We start from the raw sequence: 18,613 nt of genomic DNA on the forward strand, positions 1-18,613 counted from the left end.
AAATTATCTATGATCAAAATCTATTTTAATACTCTGTCTGGAGTTGTACGTTTATCCCATTTAATATCACTCAAAACTCCTGATTTTATTCCTATAAAGAAACTCCAATAGGCATTGGTGCCAAAGGGTGTCCAGTTGAAATCCATTCGCCAGCTTAATAAATCTCTTTCAAAACGAAGCTGAGTGAAAGTTACTCCTTTTTGAACAAAATCATAACCTGTTGAAGCACCAATTTTCCATTTTGGTGTTAAATCACTATTAGCAGAAACCATTAAAGAATTTCCGCTAATTTTATTTTCTCTATTAATATTGGTATATGTCAATTGGTAAGCAAAAGTCAAATCCCAAGGTAATTTAGCATTAAAAAAACCTTTAAAATTATCTTCATCGCTACTTTCTTCTTTATCAAACTGGCTTTGTTTGCGATCGCTAAAATCCGTATTACTACCAAACAAATCATCGTTACGACCACCGTTACGTAATCCTTGTTTGTTTTCTTTTTTCATATTTTTGTTACCATCCCTGCTAGACAAGGAGTAGTTTAAAGTCATGTTAGCACTGGTCATTCTAAATAAACTACCACCATTGTCTATGTTAAAGGTATTGATAACTTTCCCAGAATTATTCAAAGCATAAGGATTTAACGTCATACCAAAATTAACATTCATTTTATCCTTAAATAACTGGGTTCCTCCGCTAACACGCAACGGTGCCCATCGAAGAGAATCGGCAGCAACATCATAACTGGTAGAAAGGTTCAGATTATTTAAAAGCATGACTTTTTTAGCTTCTGTTTTCGTAGAGTCCTTGTCTGTTACTTTGGCTTCAAACGTGTTACTCAAACTAAATCCAACATTATTTGATTTATTTTTTCCTGGAGATCCAAAAATCCCGCCTTCAAATCGAGTATAGTCTTTTGTCATTGTTCCGGTTCCATCAGCGGCATACGTGTCGTAATAATTAGAAAAACTTGGCGTTTGGCTGTAAGATACCGAAGGACGCATGACGTGTCGAAGTGCTTTAATTTTTTTGTCTTCTCCCAAATTAAAAGTTCCATAAATAGTGGTTCCTATACTTGAGGAAAAGGAATACGTTCTAAAGGCATCAAAACCACTAACATTGGTGATTGCATCTTTATTTGTCAAACGATCAAATGATTTTCTAATGGTCTTTAAATACCATACTTCTTCGTAATTAAGTGAGGATGTTGCACTGAAATATTTGAAGACTTTGAAATTTGTACTTAATGGAATGCTATGTTGAAGCCCAGCTTTTGCATCTTTAAACATTTGGGGTTTGAAAAATAAGGAATCTGTTGTTGCAATCCTGTTTTCGCCTCTTAAATTGTATTGTAAATTAATGTTTTTGAAGAACCCTTTCTTTACGCCTTCTTTAAGTGCAAAAGGAAAAATTCGGTCTACGCTTAATTGAAGCGTTGGCAAAGTCATATTGATTTCCTGTGTTCTTGTGTTTTGGGAATGGGTAGCAGTTAAAGATAAATTAACTTGCGGAACAGAATTAAACGTTTTAGAATAGGAAATAGAAGAACTTAAAGTGTTGTTAAGATTAGATCCTGCATTCACTTGACTGATTGATTGTTGGAAATATTTGCTACTACCCATGTTTACAGATGCCGAAAAACGAGAGTTAGGATTTGCTTTGGAATCTTGAGAATGTGACCATTGAATATTATAAATGTTTGTCTTAGAATAATCTGGAAAACCTCTTTCGCTATTAATTAAATTTTCATAACGAATGTTAACATTACCTCTAAAACGATACCGCTTAGCATAGCTGGATTCAAAACGAGTCGCATAACTTCCATTTGTATAATAATCTCCAAGAATGGCCAAATCATAGTTTTTACTTAAGGCAAAATAGTAGCCACCATTCTGCAAGGAATAACCTCTTAATCGTGTATCGCTGAATGTAGGAATTATTATCCCTGACTGACTTTCTTCTGTCATCGGAAAAAATGCAAAAGGTAAGGCGAGAGGAGTTGGGACGTTTGCTATAACCATATTTGTCAGTCCTGTAACTACTTTTTTGCCAGGAACATATTTTACCTTGCTGGTTTTAAAATAATATTCGGGATCATCAACATCGCTTGCAGTAGTAAAACGAGCTCCTTTTAGGAAATAAACAGAATCATTTATACGTTTTGAAACTTCTGCTTTTACTTTGAATTCATTTTGGTCGGTTCTGGAATTCCAAATCAAAGCTTTTTTTGTCTTATAATTAAAGCGAATAGAATCGGGTTCAACGATATTAGCTCCTTGTTTAAAATTTGGAAACTGCGTATAAACTCCTGCGGAATCTTTTATTCTACCGGCATACACCTCATTTTTCTCATAATTAAAAACAATAATTCCAGATTTTAACTCAATATCTTGATAATATAATTCGGCTTTATCATAAAGTGTTATAAGTTTTTTCTTTTGGTCTAATTTTGCGTATTTTTCAGCTTTATATTTAATTTTGCCTTCCAATAGCGCTTTTTTAGGTTTTATGCTATCTAACTTAATGGTGTCGGTAAGAATGGTGCTATTATTAATGTTAGTTTTGAGGCTATCTGCCTGTTTTTTAACAGGAATAGAAGTCGTTTTTGCCTTTAATTCTAGAGAATAGATTTTCGTAGTTCCTATTGTTAGGAAAAATGATAATAAAACGATATTAAATAAGTTTGTATGCAAAGGTTTAAATACTATTTTTGTAAAAATATGGCTTAATTTTTGACGAGCCAAACTTACATATTATTTTTCGTCAAAAATAGACATTTATGAAAATTAAAAACATTAGATTTTTATTAAAATTAACTTTTAAAATATAATGAATATAGTATTAAAAATTAAAGTAGTTGCGACAATTATTGTCTTCTCAATTACCTCTTCTTCATACTGCCAATACGGTTCTAAATTTAAAGTAGCTTTAGATGCTGGACATGGTGCCCATGATTATGGTGCAATCTATAATGGACACATCGAAAAAAATATCACCCTTGGTATTGTTCTTAAAGTGGGTAAAATTCTGGAAGAAAATCCTAATATCGACGTTATTTATACTCGAAGAACCGATGTTTTTATTGAATTAGTGGAACGTTCAAGTATTGCCAACCGTGCGGATGCCAATATTTTTGTTTCCATTCATTGTAATGCCAATAAAAATCCAGCTGCCGACGGAACGGAGACGTACGTAATGGGTTTAAATAAAAACGCCTCAAATTTGGCTGTTGCAAAGAGTGAAAATGCCGTTATTACATTAGAAAAGGATTACAAACAGAAATATGAAGGTTTTGATCCAAACAATCCTAGTTCAATGATTGGGATGACATTAATGCAAGAGGAATATTTAGAAAACAGTATTTCATTGGCTAGCAAAATTCAAGACCAATTCATTAGTGAATTAGACAGAAAGAGTAGAGGTGTAAAACAAGCACCATTCATGGTATTACATAAAGCATATATGCCAAGAGTTTTAGTTGAAACTGGATTTATATCTAATCCTAAAGACGGTATTCTGTTGGATTCCGAAGAAGGTCAGATGAAAGTGGCTAAAACAATTGCTGATGCTATCATCAGTTATAAAAAAGAGTACTTTGGTAATGGAAGCAACGAAAATGTTGAAAGACCATCAAAGAAAATTATTGAAAAGACAATAAAAGACTCCTCTAAGGTAATGAGATTAGAAAAAGAAGTTGTGAAACAAATCGTTGAGAAACCAGAAGACAATAATACGGATTCAAAAAATCTGGGAGTGATTTTTAAAGTTCAAATTGCAGCTGTTGGAAAAAAAATTGAATTGACACCGAGTAATTTTAAAGGTTTGAAGAATGTTTCAATTAATTCAGACAACGGAGCTCTTTATAAATATACGTATGGTGAAACATCAGATTATGATACAGCAAAGCTAAATTTGCAAGAAGCAAAATCCAAAGGTTTTGCAACAGCCTATCTTATTGCATTTAAAGAGGGGAAAAAAATAAGCGTTCAAGAAGCATTGAAATAAAACATAGGTTTAAATATTTATAAAAAATAACAAAAAATTTTGAAAATAACAAGAGAAATTAAAACAGCCATATTAGTCATTGCTTCCATTTTATTATTTATTTGGGGATATAGTTTTTTAAAAGGACGAGATTTACTAACGGATTACAAAACATTTTTTGTAGAATACGATAATGTGGAAGGACTCGGTAAAACGGCCCCTGTTACCATAAACGGTTTGGTTGTTGGTAAAGTAAATAGCATCACATTGCAGAATAGTTCTGGGAAATTAATCGTAGAATTGCAAATTAAAAGTGATTTTCCGATTTCAAAATCTAGTATTGTCAATATATATGAACCTGGACTAATTGGTGGAAAGCAAATTCAAATAGTACCGAATTTCAATGATAAATCCATTGCCGAATCGGGAAGTACTTTACAGGGAGGAACAAAACCAGGACTTACGGATCTTGTGGCTGAAAAGTTGACGCCCTTACAGAGAAAAGTCGAAAAGATGGTAGCTAGTACAGATTCACTCCTCACAAATTTGAATAAAGTTCTTGATGCCAAAACAAGAGAAAATTTGAAAAGTAGTATTGCAAATCTGGATCAAACTCTAGCTGAATTTAAAATTGCTTCCAAAAGTGTCAATACGATTTTGGATGAAAATAAAGGAAAAATTGGGGGAATAGTTACTAATTTTAATAAAGTGTCAAATAATTTTTCTAAAATATCCGATTCTTTGTCTAAAGCTAACATTGGAAAAACGGTAAAAAATCTAGAAAACACGTTATCTAAGGTAAACGCAATTATGTCTGATGTTCAAGCAGGAAAAGGAACTTTTGGAAAATTAATGAAAGACGATGCTTTATACACGAATTTTAACAAAACGTCAAAGGAATTAGAATTGTTAATGCAAGATTTAAGATTGAATCCAACTCGGTATGTAAATGTTTCTCTTTTTGGAAAAAAGAACAAGCCTTATATTATGCCTGTTAACGATACTATAAAAAAATAAAAACTCTAAGCCATGAGCTATTTAGATAATATTTTATTTGCGATTATATTAGGTCTTGGAATTAGTTTTTTTACAATTAATATCAAGAAAATCATTCGGAATATTAAATTGGGTCAAGATGTAAATCGTTCCAATAATTCCTCTCAACGTTGGGCAAATATGGCGATGATAGCTCTGGGGCAATCCAAAATGGTTAAAAGACCAATTGCAGGGATATTGCATATTTTTGTTTATGTTGGATTTGTGATTATAAATATTGAAGTTTTAGAAATCATTATCGATGGCCTTTTCGGTACGCATCGCGCTTTTTCTTTCTTAGGAGTTTTTTACACTATACTAATAGGATCCTTTGAAATTTTGGCATTTTTGGTTTTGATGGCCGTTGTCATTTTCTTAATCAGAAGAAACATCATTAAACTAAATCGGTTCATCAGTTCTGATTTGAAAGGTTGGCCTAAAAGCGATGCTAATTATATCTTGTATTTCGAAATCATTTTGATGTCCTTATTCTTATTAATGAATGCTGCCGATTACCATTTGCAACTGTTAGATTTTGGTCATTATGAAAGAGTGGGAGCATTTCCAATATCACAATTTATCGAGCCTTTATTTAACGGAATATCTGAAGCAACTGTCATGGTGATTGAAAGAGCGGTTTGGTGGTTGCATATTATTGGGATTTTAATTTTTCTTAATTACTTATATTTCTCCAAACATTTGCACATATTGTTGGCCTTTCCCAATACCTATTTTGCCGATTTGAATCCGAAAGGACAATTAGACAATCTGGAATCGGTAACTAAGGAAGTGAAATTGATGATGGATCCAAATGCCGATCCATTTGCTGCAGCACCAGTTGATGCAACTACAGTGTCGGGTAAATTTGGAGCAAGTGACGTGCAAGATTTGAATTGGGTTCAATTGCTAAATGCTTATACGTGTACCGAATGTGGCCGTTGCACTTCATCATGCCCAGCAAATCTGACGGGTAAAAAATTGTCTCCCCGAAAAATTATGATGGACACAAGGGATCGACTTGAAGAAGTAGGTAGAAATATTGATAATAATAATGGTATTTTTGTACCAGATAATAAATCATTATTGAATGATTACATTACGACAGAAGAACTTTGGGCTTGTACCTCTTGTAATGCTTGTGTTGAGGAATGTCCTGTAAACATAAGTCCACTTTCCATAATAATGGATATGAGAAGGTATTTAGTTATGGAACAAAGTGCCGCTCCATTACCATTAAATGCCATGATGGCTAATATAGAAAATAATGGTGCGCCTTGGCAATACAACCAGCAAGACAGATTGAACTGGAAAAATGAATAGATTTTGATATTCTGTCGATTTGGTTATTTGCCAATTCGAATAATCAAATAACCAAATTAAATAATCATGTCAGAAGTACTAAATGTGCCTACAATGGCAGAAATGATGGCACAAGGAAAACAACCCGAAGTTTTGTTTTGGGTGGGTTGTGCGGGAAGTTTTGATGATAGAGCCAAGAAGATAACGAAAGCATTTGTGCGAATTCTAAATCGTGCCAATGTGTCTTTTGCAGTTCTAGGAACGGAGGAAAGTTGTACTGGCGATCCTGCAAAAAGAGCAGGAAATGAATTCTTGTTTCAAATGCAGGCTATGATGAACATTGAAGTTCTGAATGCCTATGAAGCTAAAAAAATAGTTACGGCCTGCCCTCATTGTTTCAATACTCTTAAAAATGAATACCCAGAATTAGGAGGAAAATATGAGGTTGTTCATCATACAGAATTCCTGAAATCGTTACTGAACGAGGGGCGTTTGACTATTGAAGGGGGACAGTTTAAAGGAAAACGAATCACTTTTCATGATCCCTGTTATTTAGGCAGAGCCAATAATGTATATGAAGCGCCCAGAGAATTAATTCAAAAACTGGAAGCCGAATTGGTCGAAATGAAACGTTCTAAAGCCAAGGGACTCTGTTGTGGTGCCGGCGGAGCTCAGATGTTTAAGGATTCGGAGCCCGGAAATAAGGAAATCAACATCGAAAGAACCGAAGATGCGCTAGAAACAAAACCGGATATTATTGCAGCGGGTTGCCCTTTTTGCAATACGATGATGACTGATGGCGTGAAAAATAAAGAAAGTGAAGGCGAAATCAAAGTAATGGATATCGCCGAATTAATTGCTAATGCTCAAGATTTGTAAGTCAATTACGAATTTTGATTTCGTAACTCAAAATTCATAACCCATAACTCATAATTAAAATGTTTGTTCCTTTTGAAAATTTACCGACAGAGTCAAAGATTTGGATTTACCAATCCAACAGAAAATTCTCAGACGAAGAATTCACGGAAATAGAAACTGCTATACAATCCTTTTTGGAAGGTTGGGCAGCACACGGAACAAGTCTGGAAGCTTCCTACCAGTTAAAATACAATCGGTTTATTATTCTTGCCGTAAATCAGGAAGTTCAAAGCGCAACGGGTTGTTCTATTGATGCTTCGGTGCAATTCATTCAAAGTTTGGAACAAAAATACGATGTCGATTTGTTAGACAAAATGAATGTAACCTTTAAACTTGGAGATCACGTTGCCCATAAAACTTTAATTGATTTCAAAAAAATGGCTAAAGACAAAGCTGTTACAGAAAACACGATTGTCTTCAATAATTTAGTGAATTCTATCGAAGAATGGAACGATAATTGGGAAGTACCCGCTGGTGAAAGTTGGCACAGTCGTTTCTTTTAAACATAAAACATAATGAAAAATTCAGTTGTAAAAATACTCTTTTTGAGTAGCCTGTTTATTTTTGCCGTCAGTTGTGTCAGTAAAAAAAAGGTTATACCAAAACCTCCCGAGGTCATCATCGCGAAAGCTGAGCCTTTGGATGATAAGTACGGTTATGATTCTGAAGTTCAAAAAAAATGGGTAGATAGTGTCTATAATAAATTAACTTTTGATGAAAGAATAGGGCAGCTTTTTATGATTGCCGCTTATTCTAATAAAGATTCTATACATGTTAATAAAATTGAGAAATTAATTAGGGACAATAAAGTTGGAGGGATAATTTTTTTTCAGGGTGGACCAGTCCGTCAGGCAATATTAACCAATAGATATCAAGCAAAATCAAGATTGCCACTTTTGATTGCCAATGATGCGGAATGGGGGTTAAGTATGCGATTGGATTCGACTTATCGGTATCCGTGGAATATGACTCTTGGTGCCATTCGAGACAGTAAACTTATTGAAAAAGTTGGGATACAAATGGGGGAACAAAGCAAAAGAATGGGAATTCATTTTAATTTCGCACCTGTTTTGGACATCAATACAAATCCTAAAAACCCAGTTATTGGTTTCCGTTCCTTTGGAGAAAACAAAGAAAATGTCACTGAAAGTGCTTCCGCCTTTATAAAAGGGTATCAAAGTGTAGGCTTGTTGGCCACAGGAAAACATTTTCCAGGGCATGGAGACACGGATGTGGATTCTCATTTGGCACTTCCTACAGTTAGTTTTTCGAAGGAAAGATTTAATGAAGTCGAATTTTATCCATACAAAAAATTATTCAATGAAGGTTTGGCATCGGTCATGGTGGCGCATTTGAATGTGCCAAGTTTAGAACCCAGAGAAAATTCCCCGTCTTCGGTTTCCTATAATATTGTAACCGATATTCTAAAATTGCAACTCCAATTTAAAGGGTTAATTTTTACAGATGCTTTGAATATGAAAGGGGCCAGTAATTTTAAAAAACCCGGTGAAATTGATTTAGAGGCATTTCTAGCAGGGAACGACATTTTACTTTGTCCTGAAAATGTGCCGCTTGCCGAAGAAAAAATTTGTATGGCTTATGAAGATGGGCTTATTTCAGAAGAAAGACTGGCCTATTCTGTCAAAAAAATTCTAAAATACAAGTTCAAAGTAGGGTTGAATAATTATACGCCAGTATCAATTCCGAATTTATACAACGAGATAAATACCCCTGCAAACGATGCATTGCAATATCAATTATTTGAAAATGCTATTACAGTTTTAAAAAATAAAAATGAAATTCTACCAATTAGAAAATTAGAAAATAACAAAATTGCCTATGTAAAATTGGGTGATGATACTAATAGTTCATTTGTAGCAACTTTAAAGAAATATACCGAAATCACCGAGGTTTCAGATCAAAATATTGATAGTCTGAACGTGAAACTAAAGGATTTTAATACCGTAATTGTTAGTTTCCACAAATCGGATAGGGCATGGAAAAAGCAAGAGTTTTCAGAAACAGAATTGCTTTGGTTGCAGGAAATCGCAAAAAAGAATATCGTTATTTTGGATGTTTTTGCCAAGCCATATTCTTTGCTAACGATTCCAACTTTTGATGAAATTGAAGGCGTTGTCATGTCATATCAAAATAGCGATATTGCTCAGGTGGTATCCGCCGAATTGATTTTTGGAGCCATTGATGCCAAAGGGAAATTACCAGTTTCCATCAATGCTAATTTCAAGGTAAATGACGGATTAGTTACCGAAAAATTAAACCGTTTGGGATTTACCGTTCCGGAAAATGTAGGTATGAATTCCGTGACTTTAGCCCAAATTGACTACTTTGCCAACCTTGCCATCAACAAAAAAATGGCTCCGGGAGTTCAGGTTCTAGTGGCAAGAAAGGGAAAAGTGATTTATCAAAAATCCTTTGGGTATCACACGTATGAAAATAAGGTAAAAGTTGTCAATTCAGATATTTACGACGTAGCTTCATTGACTAAGATTCTGGCTACTTTACCTAACGTGATGCAGCAATACGATCAGCAAAAAATCAATATGGAAACCACTTTGGGAACCATGTTGCCTATTTTTAACAATTCGGACAAACAAGATATTCACTTCAAGGAATTGTTGTCGCATTATGCTCGTTTTCAAGCATGGATACCGTTCTATGAAGGAACATTGGATCGTTCCCAAAAGCCATCCGAAAAATATTATAGAAAAGTAGCCGATAGCCAGTTTTCAAAAAAAGTGGCTGATAGTCTTTTTATCAGAAATGATTACCATGATACTATAATGAAAAAAATCATCAACAGTAAATTAATACCCAAGAAAGAATACAAATACAGTGATTTTACCTTTATCATTCTAAAAGATTATCTGGAAAGAGTAACGGGCAAGAAACTGGATGTTTTAGTTCAGGAGAATTTTTATGGTTCTCTTGGAATGAATTATACGACTTACAATCCTTTAAATAAATTTAATAAATACATTATTGCTCCTACAGAAAATGACACGTATTTCCGTCATCAAATTCTGCAAGGATATGTTCACGACATGGAAGCCGCTATGGAAGGCGGAGTTGGCGGTCACGCTGGAATTTTTTCCAATACGATGGATATTGCCAAAATAATGCAGATGTATTTACAAAAAGGGAATTATGGAAATCAAAAATATTTTTCTGAAAATACATTTTCTGATTTTAATACCTGTTATTTTTGTGCAGAAGGCAATAGGAGAGGCATTGGTTTTGATAAACCGCAAAAGGCGGGTACGCCTGGACCAACTTGTAGCTGCGCATCCTTAACCAGTTTTGGACATACCGGTTTTACGGGAACGATGACCTGGGCTGACCCTGAAGCGGAAATCGTTTATGTGTTTTTGTCCAACAGAACCTTTCCCGGTACTAATGCCACAAACACTTTGTCAAAAGAGCACATTCGGGAAGATATTCAGCGAGTGATTTATGATGCGATAGTGAAATAGATAATATTTTAACTTAAATTTTCCTATTACTCAATTCTATTTTTCCTAAATTCGTTTCATTAAATAGAGCACATGAAAATAGCAATCGTTTGTTATCCTACCTTTGGAGGAAGTGGTGTTGTCGCTACAGAACTCGGGCTTGAATTGGCAAGAAGAGGACACGAAATTCACTTTATTACTTACAGCCAACCCGTACGTTTGGCGCTATTGGATGCAAATGTGCATTATCATGAGGTAAACGTTCCGGAATATCCACTTTTCCACTATCAGCCTTATGAATTGGCTCTTTCGAGCAAATTGGTCGATATGGTCAAATTGTATAAAATCGAATTGCTTCACGTGCATTATGCCATTCCACATGCATATGCTGGCTATATGGCTAAACAGATGTTAAAAGATGAAGGTATTGAAATCCCAATGGTGACGACGCTTCATGGAACGGATATTACATTAGTTGGGAACCATCCTTTTTATAAACCCGCAGTAACTTTTAGCATCAATAAATCGGATGTGGTGACTTCAGTATCACAAAGTTTAAAAGAAGATACACTTAAACTGTTTGATATTAAAAAAGAAATTGTGGTTATTCCAAACTTTATCGAACTCGATAATAATAAAATAGATACAGTCACTCCCTGTTTTCGCTCGGCTTTAGCAAAAGATGGTGAACGAATAATTACCCATATCAGTAATTTTAGAAAAGTGAAAAGGATTCCTGATGTCATTAAAATATTTTATATGATTCAAAAAGAAATACCTGCTAAATTACTGATGGTTGGTGATGGTCCCGAAAAAGAAAAAGCAGAAAATTTATGCCAAGAATTAGGCATCGCCCATAAAGTTATTTTCTTTGGGAATAGCAATGAAATAGATCGAATACTAAGTTACTCAGATTTGTTTTTATTGCCTTCAGAAACAGAAAGTTTTGGATTGGCAGCCTTAGAAGCAATGGCATGGAGCGTTCCTGTAATTTCAAGTAATTCGGGAGGTTTACCCGAAGTTAATTTGAATGGTTTTTCAGGTTATTTGAGCAACGTTGGCGATATAGAAGGAATGGCAGCAAATGCCTTAAAAATTGTGAAAGAGGATGTCGTTCTAAATCAATTCAAACATAATGCCTTAGAAACGGCTAATAAATTTGATATAAAAAAAATATTGCCCTTATATGAAGATTTATATCAAAAGGCAATAAACAATACAAAAAAGCAGATTTTTTTCGAAAATAAAGTTACTTCCAATACTGGTTTTACAATTTGAGTATTCTGAATGAGAAAAGTGTATCGTAATTTTTTTAAATAATCAGATATGAATAAAATAGTAATAGCCTGTGTCACTTTAATTTTATTTTCCTGTGGATCAACTACTAAAAGCGTAAAGAAGCCTTTATTTGAAGTATTAACACAACAAAATGATGGAGGAGCAAGGATTCGTTTCTTTGAAGTATTATCGGAAACCAGAGAAATAAAAATGCTTTTGAATGATGATAATTTGAAAAAGAAAATTAAACCTACCGATGTAAACACTTGTAATTTCATTATCCTGAATATGGGCGAAAAAAATGCTAACGGATATTCTATAACAATTGGTAGTGTTGAGGAAACTTCTGATAAGATTATATTTACAACCAAAGAAAAAGAACCTAGAACAGTTCATTCGGCAGAACCAATATTTGTTTACCCTTACGCAATTGTGAAAATAAATTCGAAAAAAGAGATTGTTTTTAAATAGAAAAACCCCTAAATTGCTATAATAAAGGGGTTAATTTTTTGTTTTGGGATTAAAATTAGAAACGGTATCTAATTCCTAAACCAATATCGGTATAAGATCTGTTTGGGTTATATTTACTAGCAACATATTCTGGTCTAACATCCAAGGAAACTTGTAAAGGAAAATCAAATAGATATTCTATCCCTAGATCTCCCGCTGCTAATATAAGCATGCCATTTGAATTACTTGAATTATCACCTGGAGTATTATGGCTTCCAATACCAGCTCCAACACCAGCATACCAATTGAAACCACCGCTAACATTCCAAACCCATTGGTACAACCCTACTAATTTAGTGACTTTTACATCTTTATATTCAATTTTTCTATATCCAAAATCCAACTCTAAACGATTCCTTTTAGAGAGTATACTTTGATAAGATATTTCACCACCAAAACCATTGTTGCTCCATAAACGTGCACCTAAAGCATTTTTTGAAACTTCTTGTGCCTGTAAACCAACTGCGAATACAATTAGCATCATAGCCGATAAAATAAGTTTTTTCATATGTTATATTTTTTACAAATATACAATCTAAAATAAATTTTCATATTATTTTCAATATTATGTTTCAATTTAACATACTATCTGTTTTGAAAGTTTATAAATAAAAATCCCGTCACTAAAAATAGAGACGGGATTTTTGTTTAAAATCAGATTTGAATTAAAAGCGAAATCTAATTCCTAAAGCTACGTCAGATCCATAATGATTATTATAATATCCACCTCCTCCAAACTCAGGTCTGAAATCTAATGAAAGTAAAATAGGAACTTCCTTAAAGCCATATTCAATACCAATATCTCCCGCAGCAAATGCAAAATTTTCATGGTACGAGTACCCCTTGTAATCATAACCGTAACTTCCTACACCACCACCTACACCAGCATACCAATTAAAACCTCCATCGATATTCCAAACCCATTGGTATAAACCAGTCAATTTGATGGCATTGTCATCAAAACCATTATTGTTAAAATTAGATCTATTTCTCCATCCTAAATCTAATTCTAAACGATTGTCTCTAGATAATTTTCTTTGATAAGAAATTTCTCCACCAAAACCGTTGTTGTCTCCAAAACGTAATCCCAAAGCATTTTTCGATATTTCTTGAGCTTGTGTGCTAAATGCTAAACCAATGATCATGATAGCAGATAAAATAATTTTTTTCATTTGTTAATTTTTTTACAAAGATACAATCAAACATGGATATCTGTACTTACAAAATTCCTTCAATATGTTTCAAAATTCACGGTTCAGTAGTTGTGTAAGACAATTTCATTATTTAATAAAAGGGTTAAATTGATTAGGATAGTTAACTTTTAAAGTTATTTTTTGTAAAGGAAATTTACAATGATTTGTTTTTAGATGAAAAAATAAGTGAAGCTATCAATGGATTACTTAATAATAGGTCTTCCATTTCAAAAAAGTTTTCTTCTTCTGTATAATTGTAATCGCTATACCGGTACAATTTCCATCTTTTTCGGTTGTATTCCAATGCAGTTAGATTTTCCACCCAATCCCCGGAATTCAAATACATTGTCGATCCGTTTTTATTTTCTTTTCTAATTATTTTGGGTTCATGGATGTGGCCGCAGATAACATAATCGTATCTTTTTTCGATAGCTAACTCGGTTGCAGTAGTTTCAAAATCAGAAATATGTTTCACCGCTTTTTTAACGCTGGCCTTAATTTTTTTAGAAAAGGAATAAGGTTCTTTTCCTATTTTTAACAGACACCAGTTAATAAATCGATTGATTAGGATTAAATAGTCATAACCAAAGCCACCTAATTTTGCAATCCATTTGGCATGTTGGACAGAAGCATCAAAAACATCTCCATGAAAAATCCATGCTTTTTCATCCTCCAATTCTAATACCAATTTGTCTTGTAAAGCAAAATTTCCCATACTGATATCACTAAATTTCCGAAGCATTTCATCATGATTGCCCGTAATGTAATATACTTTAGTTCCCTTAGTAGCAAAACTTATTATTTTCTGTACGACTTTTAAATGTGTTTTTGGGAAATAGGATTTTCTAAATTGCCAAATGTCAATGATATCTCCATTCAATACCAAAATTTCAGGTTTAATGGAAGACAAGTAGTTTAATAATTCTTTTGCATGGCACCCAAAAGTTCCGAGATGGACGTCGGAAATCACAACTAATTTAACTTTACGTTTTTTCAATTTAAATAATTTGAAGTTCAACAAATTAATAAAATACATATTAACTTAATCTAAACGGAATATTAAGAAATGGTAATAAATTGAGGTGTAGAATTTAATTAACATGGAATTACTTTATGAACTTTTAAACTTAAATCTTACATTTGTTCCAAACTAATAAAAATGGCAGGAAATAGTTACGGAACACTTTTTAAAATTACCACATTTGGAGAGTCTCATGGTGAAGCTTTAGGCGGAATTATCGATGGTTGTCCCGCAGGGATTGAACTTGATTTAGATGCCATCCAATTTGAAATGTCTCGGAGAAAGCCAGGACAATCGGCAATCGTAACCCAAAGAAAAGAAAACGACGAAGTACAATTCCTTTCTGGGATTTTTGAAGGCAAAACCACGGGAACTCCAATTGGATTTATCATCCCAAATACCAATCAAAAATCAGACGATTATTCTCATATAAAAGACACCTACAGACCCAGTCACGCGGATTATGTTTATGAAAAAAAATATGGCATCCGAGATTATCGCGGTGGCGGAAGAAGCTCGGCACGTGAAACAGCCAGCAGGGTAGTCGCCGGAGCGGTTGCAAAACAAATGCTAAAGGACATCAAAATCAATGCTTTTGTATCTTCTGTAGGTGAAATTTTTGTTGATAAACCGTATCAGGAATTGGATTTTTCAAAAATAGAGAACAATCCCATTCGCTGTCCAGATGAAGCTACGGCAATAGTAATGGAAGAGCATATTCGTGAAATCCGGAAAAATGGCGATACTGTAGGCGGAACCGTTACTTGTGTGATTCAAAATGTTCCAATTGGATTAGGGGAACCCGTTTTTGATAAATTGCATGCGGAATTGGGTAAAGCCATGCTTTCTATAAATGCCGTAAAAGGTTTTGAATACGGAAGCGGATTTTGTGGCGCTAAAATGAAAGGAAGCGAACACAATGATTTATATAATCCTGATGGAACAACAAAAACTAATTTATCAGGCGGTATTCAAGGTGGTATTAGCAACGGAATGGATATTTATTTTCGAGTTGCATTCAAACCGGTAGCTACATTAATTCAGAAACAGGACGTTTTAGACAATCAGGGAAATATTGTTGAATTGACTGGGAAAGGCCGTCATGACCCTTGTGTCGTTCCTCGTGCCGTTCCTATTGTAGAGGCCATGGCCGCCGTTGTTTTGGCCGATTTTTATTTGATAAATAAAACATATAAAAATTCAATTTAGTTTTTTTTACCCTTTTTTGAACAAGTCAAATTTTATTTTTGTTCCCATTTAATTTATACTTAATGAATATAAATGTCCTGCGAAGTAATCGGACTTAGAATCAAACAATCTTTTTTATGACATTACCTGAAAATAAAAAGCAATCTTTTTTCTCCAACTTGACTGTGCAAATTCTTTTTGCGATGTTACTTGGAGCAGCCTTGGGGATTTTTGTCCATAAAAGCTATGATCTCGTGATTGCCGTAGGATTCAGCGACAAAATTAAGATGTTGGCCACCATATTTATTCGTTTGGTGCAAATGATAATTTCTCCATTGGTTTTTACAACATTGGTTGTAGGAATTGCCAAATTAGGGGATATAAAGGCCGTTGGAAGAATAGGGGGGAAGGCCTTGGGATGGTTTTTCTCAGCCTCATTTGTTTCATTGCTCATAGGAATGTTCTGGGTAAATGTTTTGCAACCTGGCGTTGGATTACAATTGGCAAACGTTGATGTAACAGTAACTTCAGAAGTGCTGGATAAAACACAGAGTTTTTCAGTCCAAAATTTTGTAGAACACATTATTCCTAAAAGTATTGTCGAGGCAATGGCAATGAATGAAATATTACAAATCGTAATTTTTTCTATTTTCTTCGGATTGGCAGCTGCTTCAATAGGAGAGCATGTAAAACCAGTTATAAATGCCTTGGACAAAACATCCCATATCATTTTAAAAATGGTAAACTATGTCATGAAATTTGCACCTTTAGGTGTTTTTGGGGCTATTGCAGGGGTTTTTTCCATTCGGGATTTGAATGATTTATTATTGACCTATGCCAAGTTTTTTGGTTCTTTTTTGGTTGGAATAACAACACTTTGGATTTTTCTTTTAATGATAGGGTTTCTTTTTCTTGGCAAAAGAATCATAGCATTATTAAAGCATATCGTAAGTCCCTTAATTATCGCTTTTGGAACAACAAGTTCGGAAGCAGTTTTTCCTAAATTAACCGAAGAATTAGAGCGTTTTGGAATAAAAGATAAAATAGTATCCTTTATGTTGCCACTTGGTTATTCTTTCAATTTGGACGGCAGTATGATGTACATGACTTTTGCCAGTATTTTTATAGCACAAGCCTATGGTATACCTCTTGATTTACCCACACAACTAACAATGTTATTTGTTTTAATGCTTACAAGCAAAGGGATTGCAGGAGTGCCAAGAGCGAGTTTAGTGGTTGTGGCTGCCACATGTGGAATGTTTAAAATTCCTATTGAAGGAATTGCTTTGATTCTTCCAATAGACCATTTTTGCGATATGTTTAGAAGTGCAACCAATGTTTTGGGAAATGCTTTAGCAACATCGGTAGTGGGAAAATGGGAGAAAGAAAGTTAAGTATTTCAAAATTGGAGTAGTAAAATTTGTAAGATTGGATACCTTAAATTAAAAAAGATGTCTTTAAACATCTTTTTTAATACAAATTTAATAATATTTACTTTCATTAATCCTATGAATTAAATTGTTTCGTTTATCCAAGACGGATTGACAATGCTCTAATTCATTTACAGTTGAAGACATATTTAGAGTAACAGTTATTAGCTCTTGTATCAATTCATTATTGCTACGATTGCTTTGCAATTTCTTTCTTATATGATACAATTCATTTTCTAAAACTTCAATAGTTTCTTTTGCATTTTTCACTTTTTGCACGTAATTCTCATAAGATCGTTCCATATTATATATCGTTTTAGTTAATTAAGAACGTAAAGTTACTATCTTGATTGGGAATGTACAATACCTATTTTTAATGGATTTTTCATCACTAAATTTAGTGATGGCAGTTTTTTTAATGATTTTATTTATATTGTGTTTGCCATAATTTTAAATTTTGCAATTGCTTATCCTGAATTTTAGAAAGCAAAACTAAACCAACAATGGCTCCTATCGTAGCAAATAATATATCCGATTGTGTATCCCAAATATCACCTTGGGTACCTAAAAATGCATCTCCATTATCGCCTGTTGCGAGAGACACAAACCATTCAATCCATTCATAAGCCGCACTAATAGCCAAACAAATGGAAACAATAATAAAATTAAAAAAACTTTTATTTGCAATTACCTTTTTGCGAATGAACAATTCCCGAATAATCATGGCAGGAACTAAACCCTGTGCAAAATGTCCGACTTTATCATAGTTGTTTCTGCTTTGATGGAATATTTCTTTGATATAATCAAATAATGGTACTTTGGCATACGTATAATGTCCTCCAATAAAAAGAATTATACATTGAATCAGAATCAAGAAATAAGTAAGGTTTGTGAATCTGAATTTTTTGAAAGTAAATGCCAAAATAATAAGTCCAATTATTGCAGGAATAATTTCTAGGAAACAAGTAAAACCTTCTTTAGGATTTATTATAGACCAAAGTAAGGTTGCAAAAAAAAGGGATAACATGAGATAGATAGATTTCATTTTTAAGGCTTTAAATTTGAGTATGATTGCGAGCATTTTCCGCTAAATTATGAATTTGAGTTTACATTAAAAAGATAATGGATTTTTTACAAGCCAAAAAGCACCATTATAAAATAATAATGGTGCTTTTGATCAAACTAACTAATTCAAAAACTATTTTTATTTGCTATCACTTCATGTTCTTTCTGTAGAAATCCCACAAAATAATTGGAAATAATATCTAAACATAAATAAGTAAACTA

At 33.5% G+C, this 18,613-nt stretch carries 16 protein-coding genes; 10 read left to right on the top strand and 6 right to left on the bottom strand.

The window, feature by feature from the left end; translation table 11 throughout:
* Positions 1-20: 20 nt before the first annotated feature.
* Positions 21-2,744, bottom strand: coding sequence for a putative LPS assembly protein LptD (locus DB895_RS12865; protein WP_116725776.1), 2,724 nt, complete (start codon positions 2,742-2,744; stop codon positions 21-23).
* An 85-nt stretch (positions 2,745-2,829) separates the two neighbouring features.
* Here DB895_RS12865 and DB895_RS12870 point away from each other — a divergent pair, with 85 nt between their 5' ends.
* The 8 genes from DB895_RS12870 (at position 2,830) to DB895_RS12905 (ending at position 12,455) form a co-directional block, all read left to right on the top strand.
* Positions 2,830-4,005, top strand: coding sequence for an N-acetylmuramoyl-L-alanine amidase family protein (locus tag DB895_RS12870; RefSeq protein ID WP_116725777.1), 1,176 nt, complete (start codon positions 2,830-2,832; stop codon positions 4,003-4,005).
* Positions 4,006-4,044: 39 nt separating this feature from the next.
* Positions 4,045-5,001: an MlaD family protein gene (locus DB895_RS12875; RefSeq protein ID WP_116725778.1), complete on the top strand. Its 957-nt coding sequence runs from the start codon at positions 4,045-4,047 to the stop codon at positions 4,999-5,001.
* A gap of 12 nt (positions 5,002-5,013) precedes the next feature.
* Positions 5,014-6,339, top strand: coding sequence for a (Fe-S)-binding protein (locus tag DB895_RS12880; protein WP_116725779.1), 1,326 nt, complete (start codon positions 5,014-5,016; stop codon positions 6,337-6,339).
* Between the two features lie 66 nt (positions 6,340-6,405).
* Positions 6,406-7,197, top strand: coding sequence for a (Fe-S)-binding protein (locus DB895_RS12885; RefSeq protein ID WP_116725780.1), 792 nt, complete (start codon positions 6,406-6,408; stop codon positions 7,195-7,197).
* 59 nt (positions 7,198-7,256) lie between these two features.
* A complete protein-coding gene (locus DB895_RS12890; protein ID WP_116725781.1) occupies positions 7,257-7,739 on the top strand; it encodes an ABC transporter ATPase in 483 nt (160 codons plus the stop codon).
* 12 nt (positions 7,740-7,751) lie between these two features.
* Positions 7,752-10,727: a glycoside hydrolase family 3 N-terminal domain-containing protein gene (locus DB895_RS12895; protein WP_116725782.1), complete on the top strand. Its 2,976-nt coding sequence runs from the start codon at positions 7,752-7,754 to the stop codon at positions 10,725-10,727.
* A 72-nt stretch (positions 10,728-10,799) separates the two neighbouring features.
* Positions 10,800-11,984, top strand: a complete 1,185-nt coding sequence (bshA, locus tag DB895_RS12900) for an N-acetyl-alpha-D-glucosaminyl L-malate synthase BshA (RefSeq protein WP_116725783.1) — start codon at positions 10,800-10,802, stop codon at positions 11,982-11,984.
* Positions 11,985-12,032: 48 nt separating this feature from the next.
* Entirely contained in the window at positions 12,033-12,455 is a 423-nt protein-coding gene (locus DB895_RS12905; protein WP_116725784.1) for a protease complex subunit PrcB family protein, read from the top strand.
* Between the two features lie 55 nt (positions 12,456-12,510).
* On the opposite strand, the gene DB895_RS12910 is transcribed toward DB895_RS12905, so the two are convergent.
* The 3 genes from DB895_RS12910 to DB895_RS12920 form a co-directional block, all read right to left on the bottom strand.
* On the bottom strand, positions 12,511-12,978 hold the full coding sequence (locus DB895_RS12910; protein WP_317046179.1) for a hypothetical protein: 468 nt from the start codon (positions 12,976-12,978) through the stop codon (positions 12,511-12,513).
* A 181-nt stretch (positions 12,979-13,159) separates the two neighbouring features.
* Positions 13,160-13,666, bottom strand: a complete 507-nt coding sequence (locus tag DB895_RS12915; RefSeq protein ID WP_116725786.1) for a hypothetical protein — start codon at positions 13,664-13,666, stop codon at positions 13,160-13,162.
* 175 nt (positions 13,667-13,841) lie between these two features.
* Complete coding sequence (locus DB895_RS12920) at positions 13,842-14,684, bottom strand: UDP-2,3-diacylglucosamine diphosphatase (protein WP_116725797.1); 843 nt, start codon at positions 14,682-14,684, stop codon at positions 13,842-13,844.
* A gap of 162 nt (positions 14,685-14,846) precedes the next feature.
* On the opposite strand from DB895_RS12920, the gene aroC reads away from it, so the two are divergent.
* Both aroC and DB895_RS12930 read left to right on the top strand, forming a co-directional pair.
* The gene (gene aroC / locus DB895_RS12925) at positions 14,847-15,917 is read left to right on the top strand and encodes a chorismate synthase (RefSeq protein ID WP_116725787.1); all 1,071 of its coding nucleotides are present in this window, start codon (positions 14,847-14,849) and stop codon (positions 15,915-15,917) included.
* 116 nt (positions 15,918-16,033) lie between these two features.
* Positions 16,034-17,290, top strand: a complete 1,257-nt coding sequence (locus tag DB895_RS12930; RefSeq protein ID WP_116725788.1) for a dicarboxylate/amino acid:cation symporter — start codon at positions 16,034-16,036, stop codon at positions 17,288-17,290.
* An 87-nt stretch (positions 17,291-17,377) separates the two neighbouring features.
* Here the strand turns inward: DB895_RS12930 and DB895_RS12935 are convergent, their stop codons facing one another.
* Both DB895_RS12935 and DB895_RS12940 read right to left on the bottom strand, forming a co-directional pair.
* Positions 17,378-17,629: a hypothetical protein gene (locus DB895_RS12935; protein ID WP_116725789.1), complete on the bottom strand. Its 252-nt coding sequence runs from the start codon at positions 17,627-17,629 to the stop codon at positions 17,378-17,380.
* A 121-nt stretch (positions 17,630-17,750) separates the two neighbouring features.
* The gene (locus tag DB895_RS12940) at positions 17,751-18,371 is read right to left on the bottom strand and encodes a DUF2238 domain-containing protein (RefSeq protein ID WP_116725798.1); all 621 of its coding nucleotides are present in this window, start codon (positions 18,369-18,371) and stop codon (positions 17,751-17,753) included.
* Between the last annotated feature and the right edge of the window lie 242 nt (positions 18,372-18,613).

The organism is Flavobacterium psychrotolerans, assembly GCF_003097635.1.
Taxonomy (GTDB): domain Bacteria; phylum Bacteroidota; class Bacteroidia; order Flavobacteriales; family Flavobacteriaceae; genus Flavobacterium; species Flavobacterium psychrotolerans.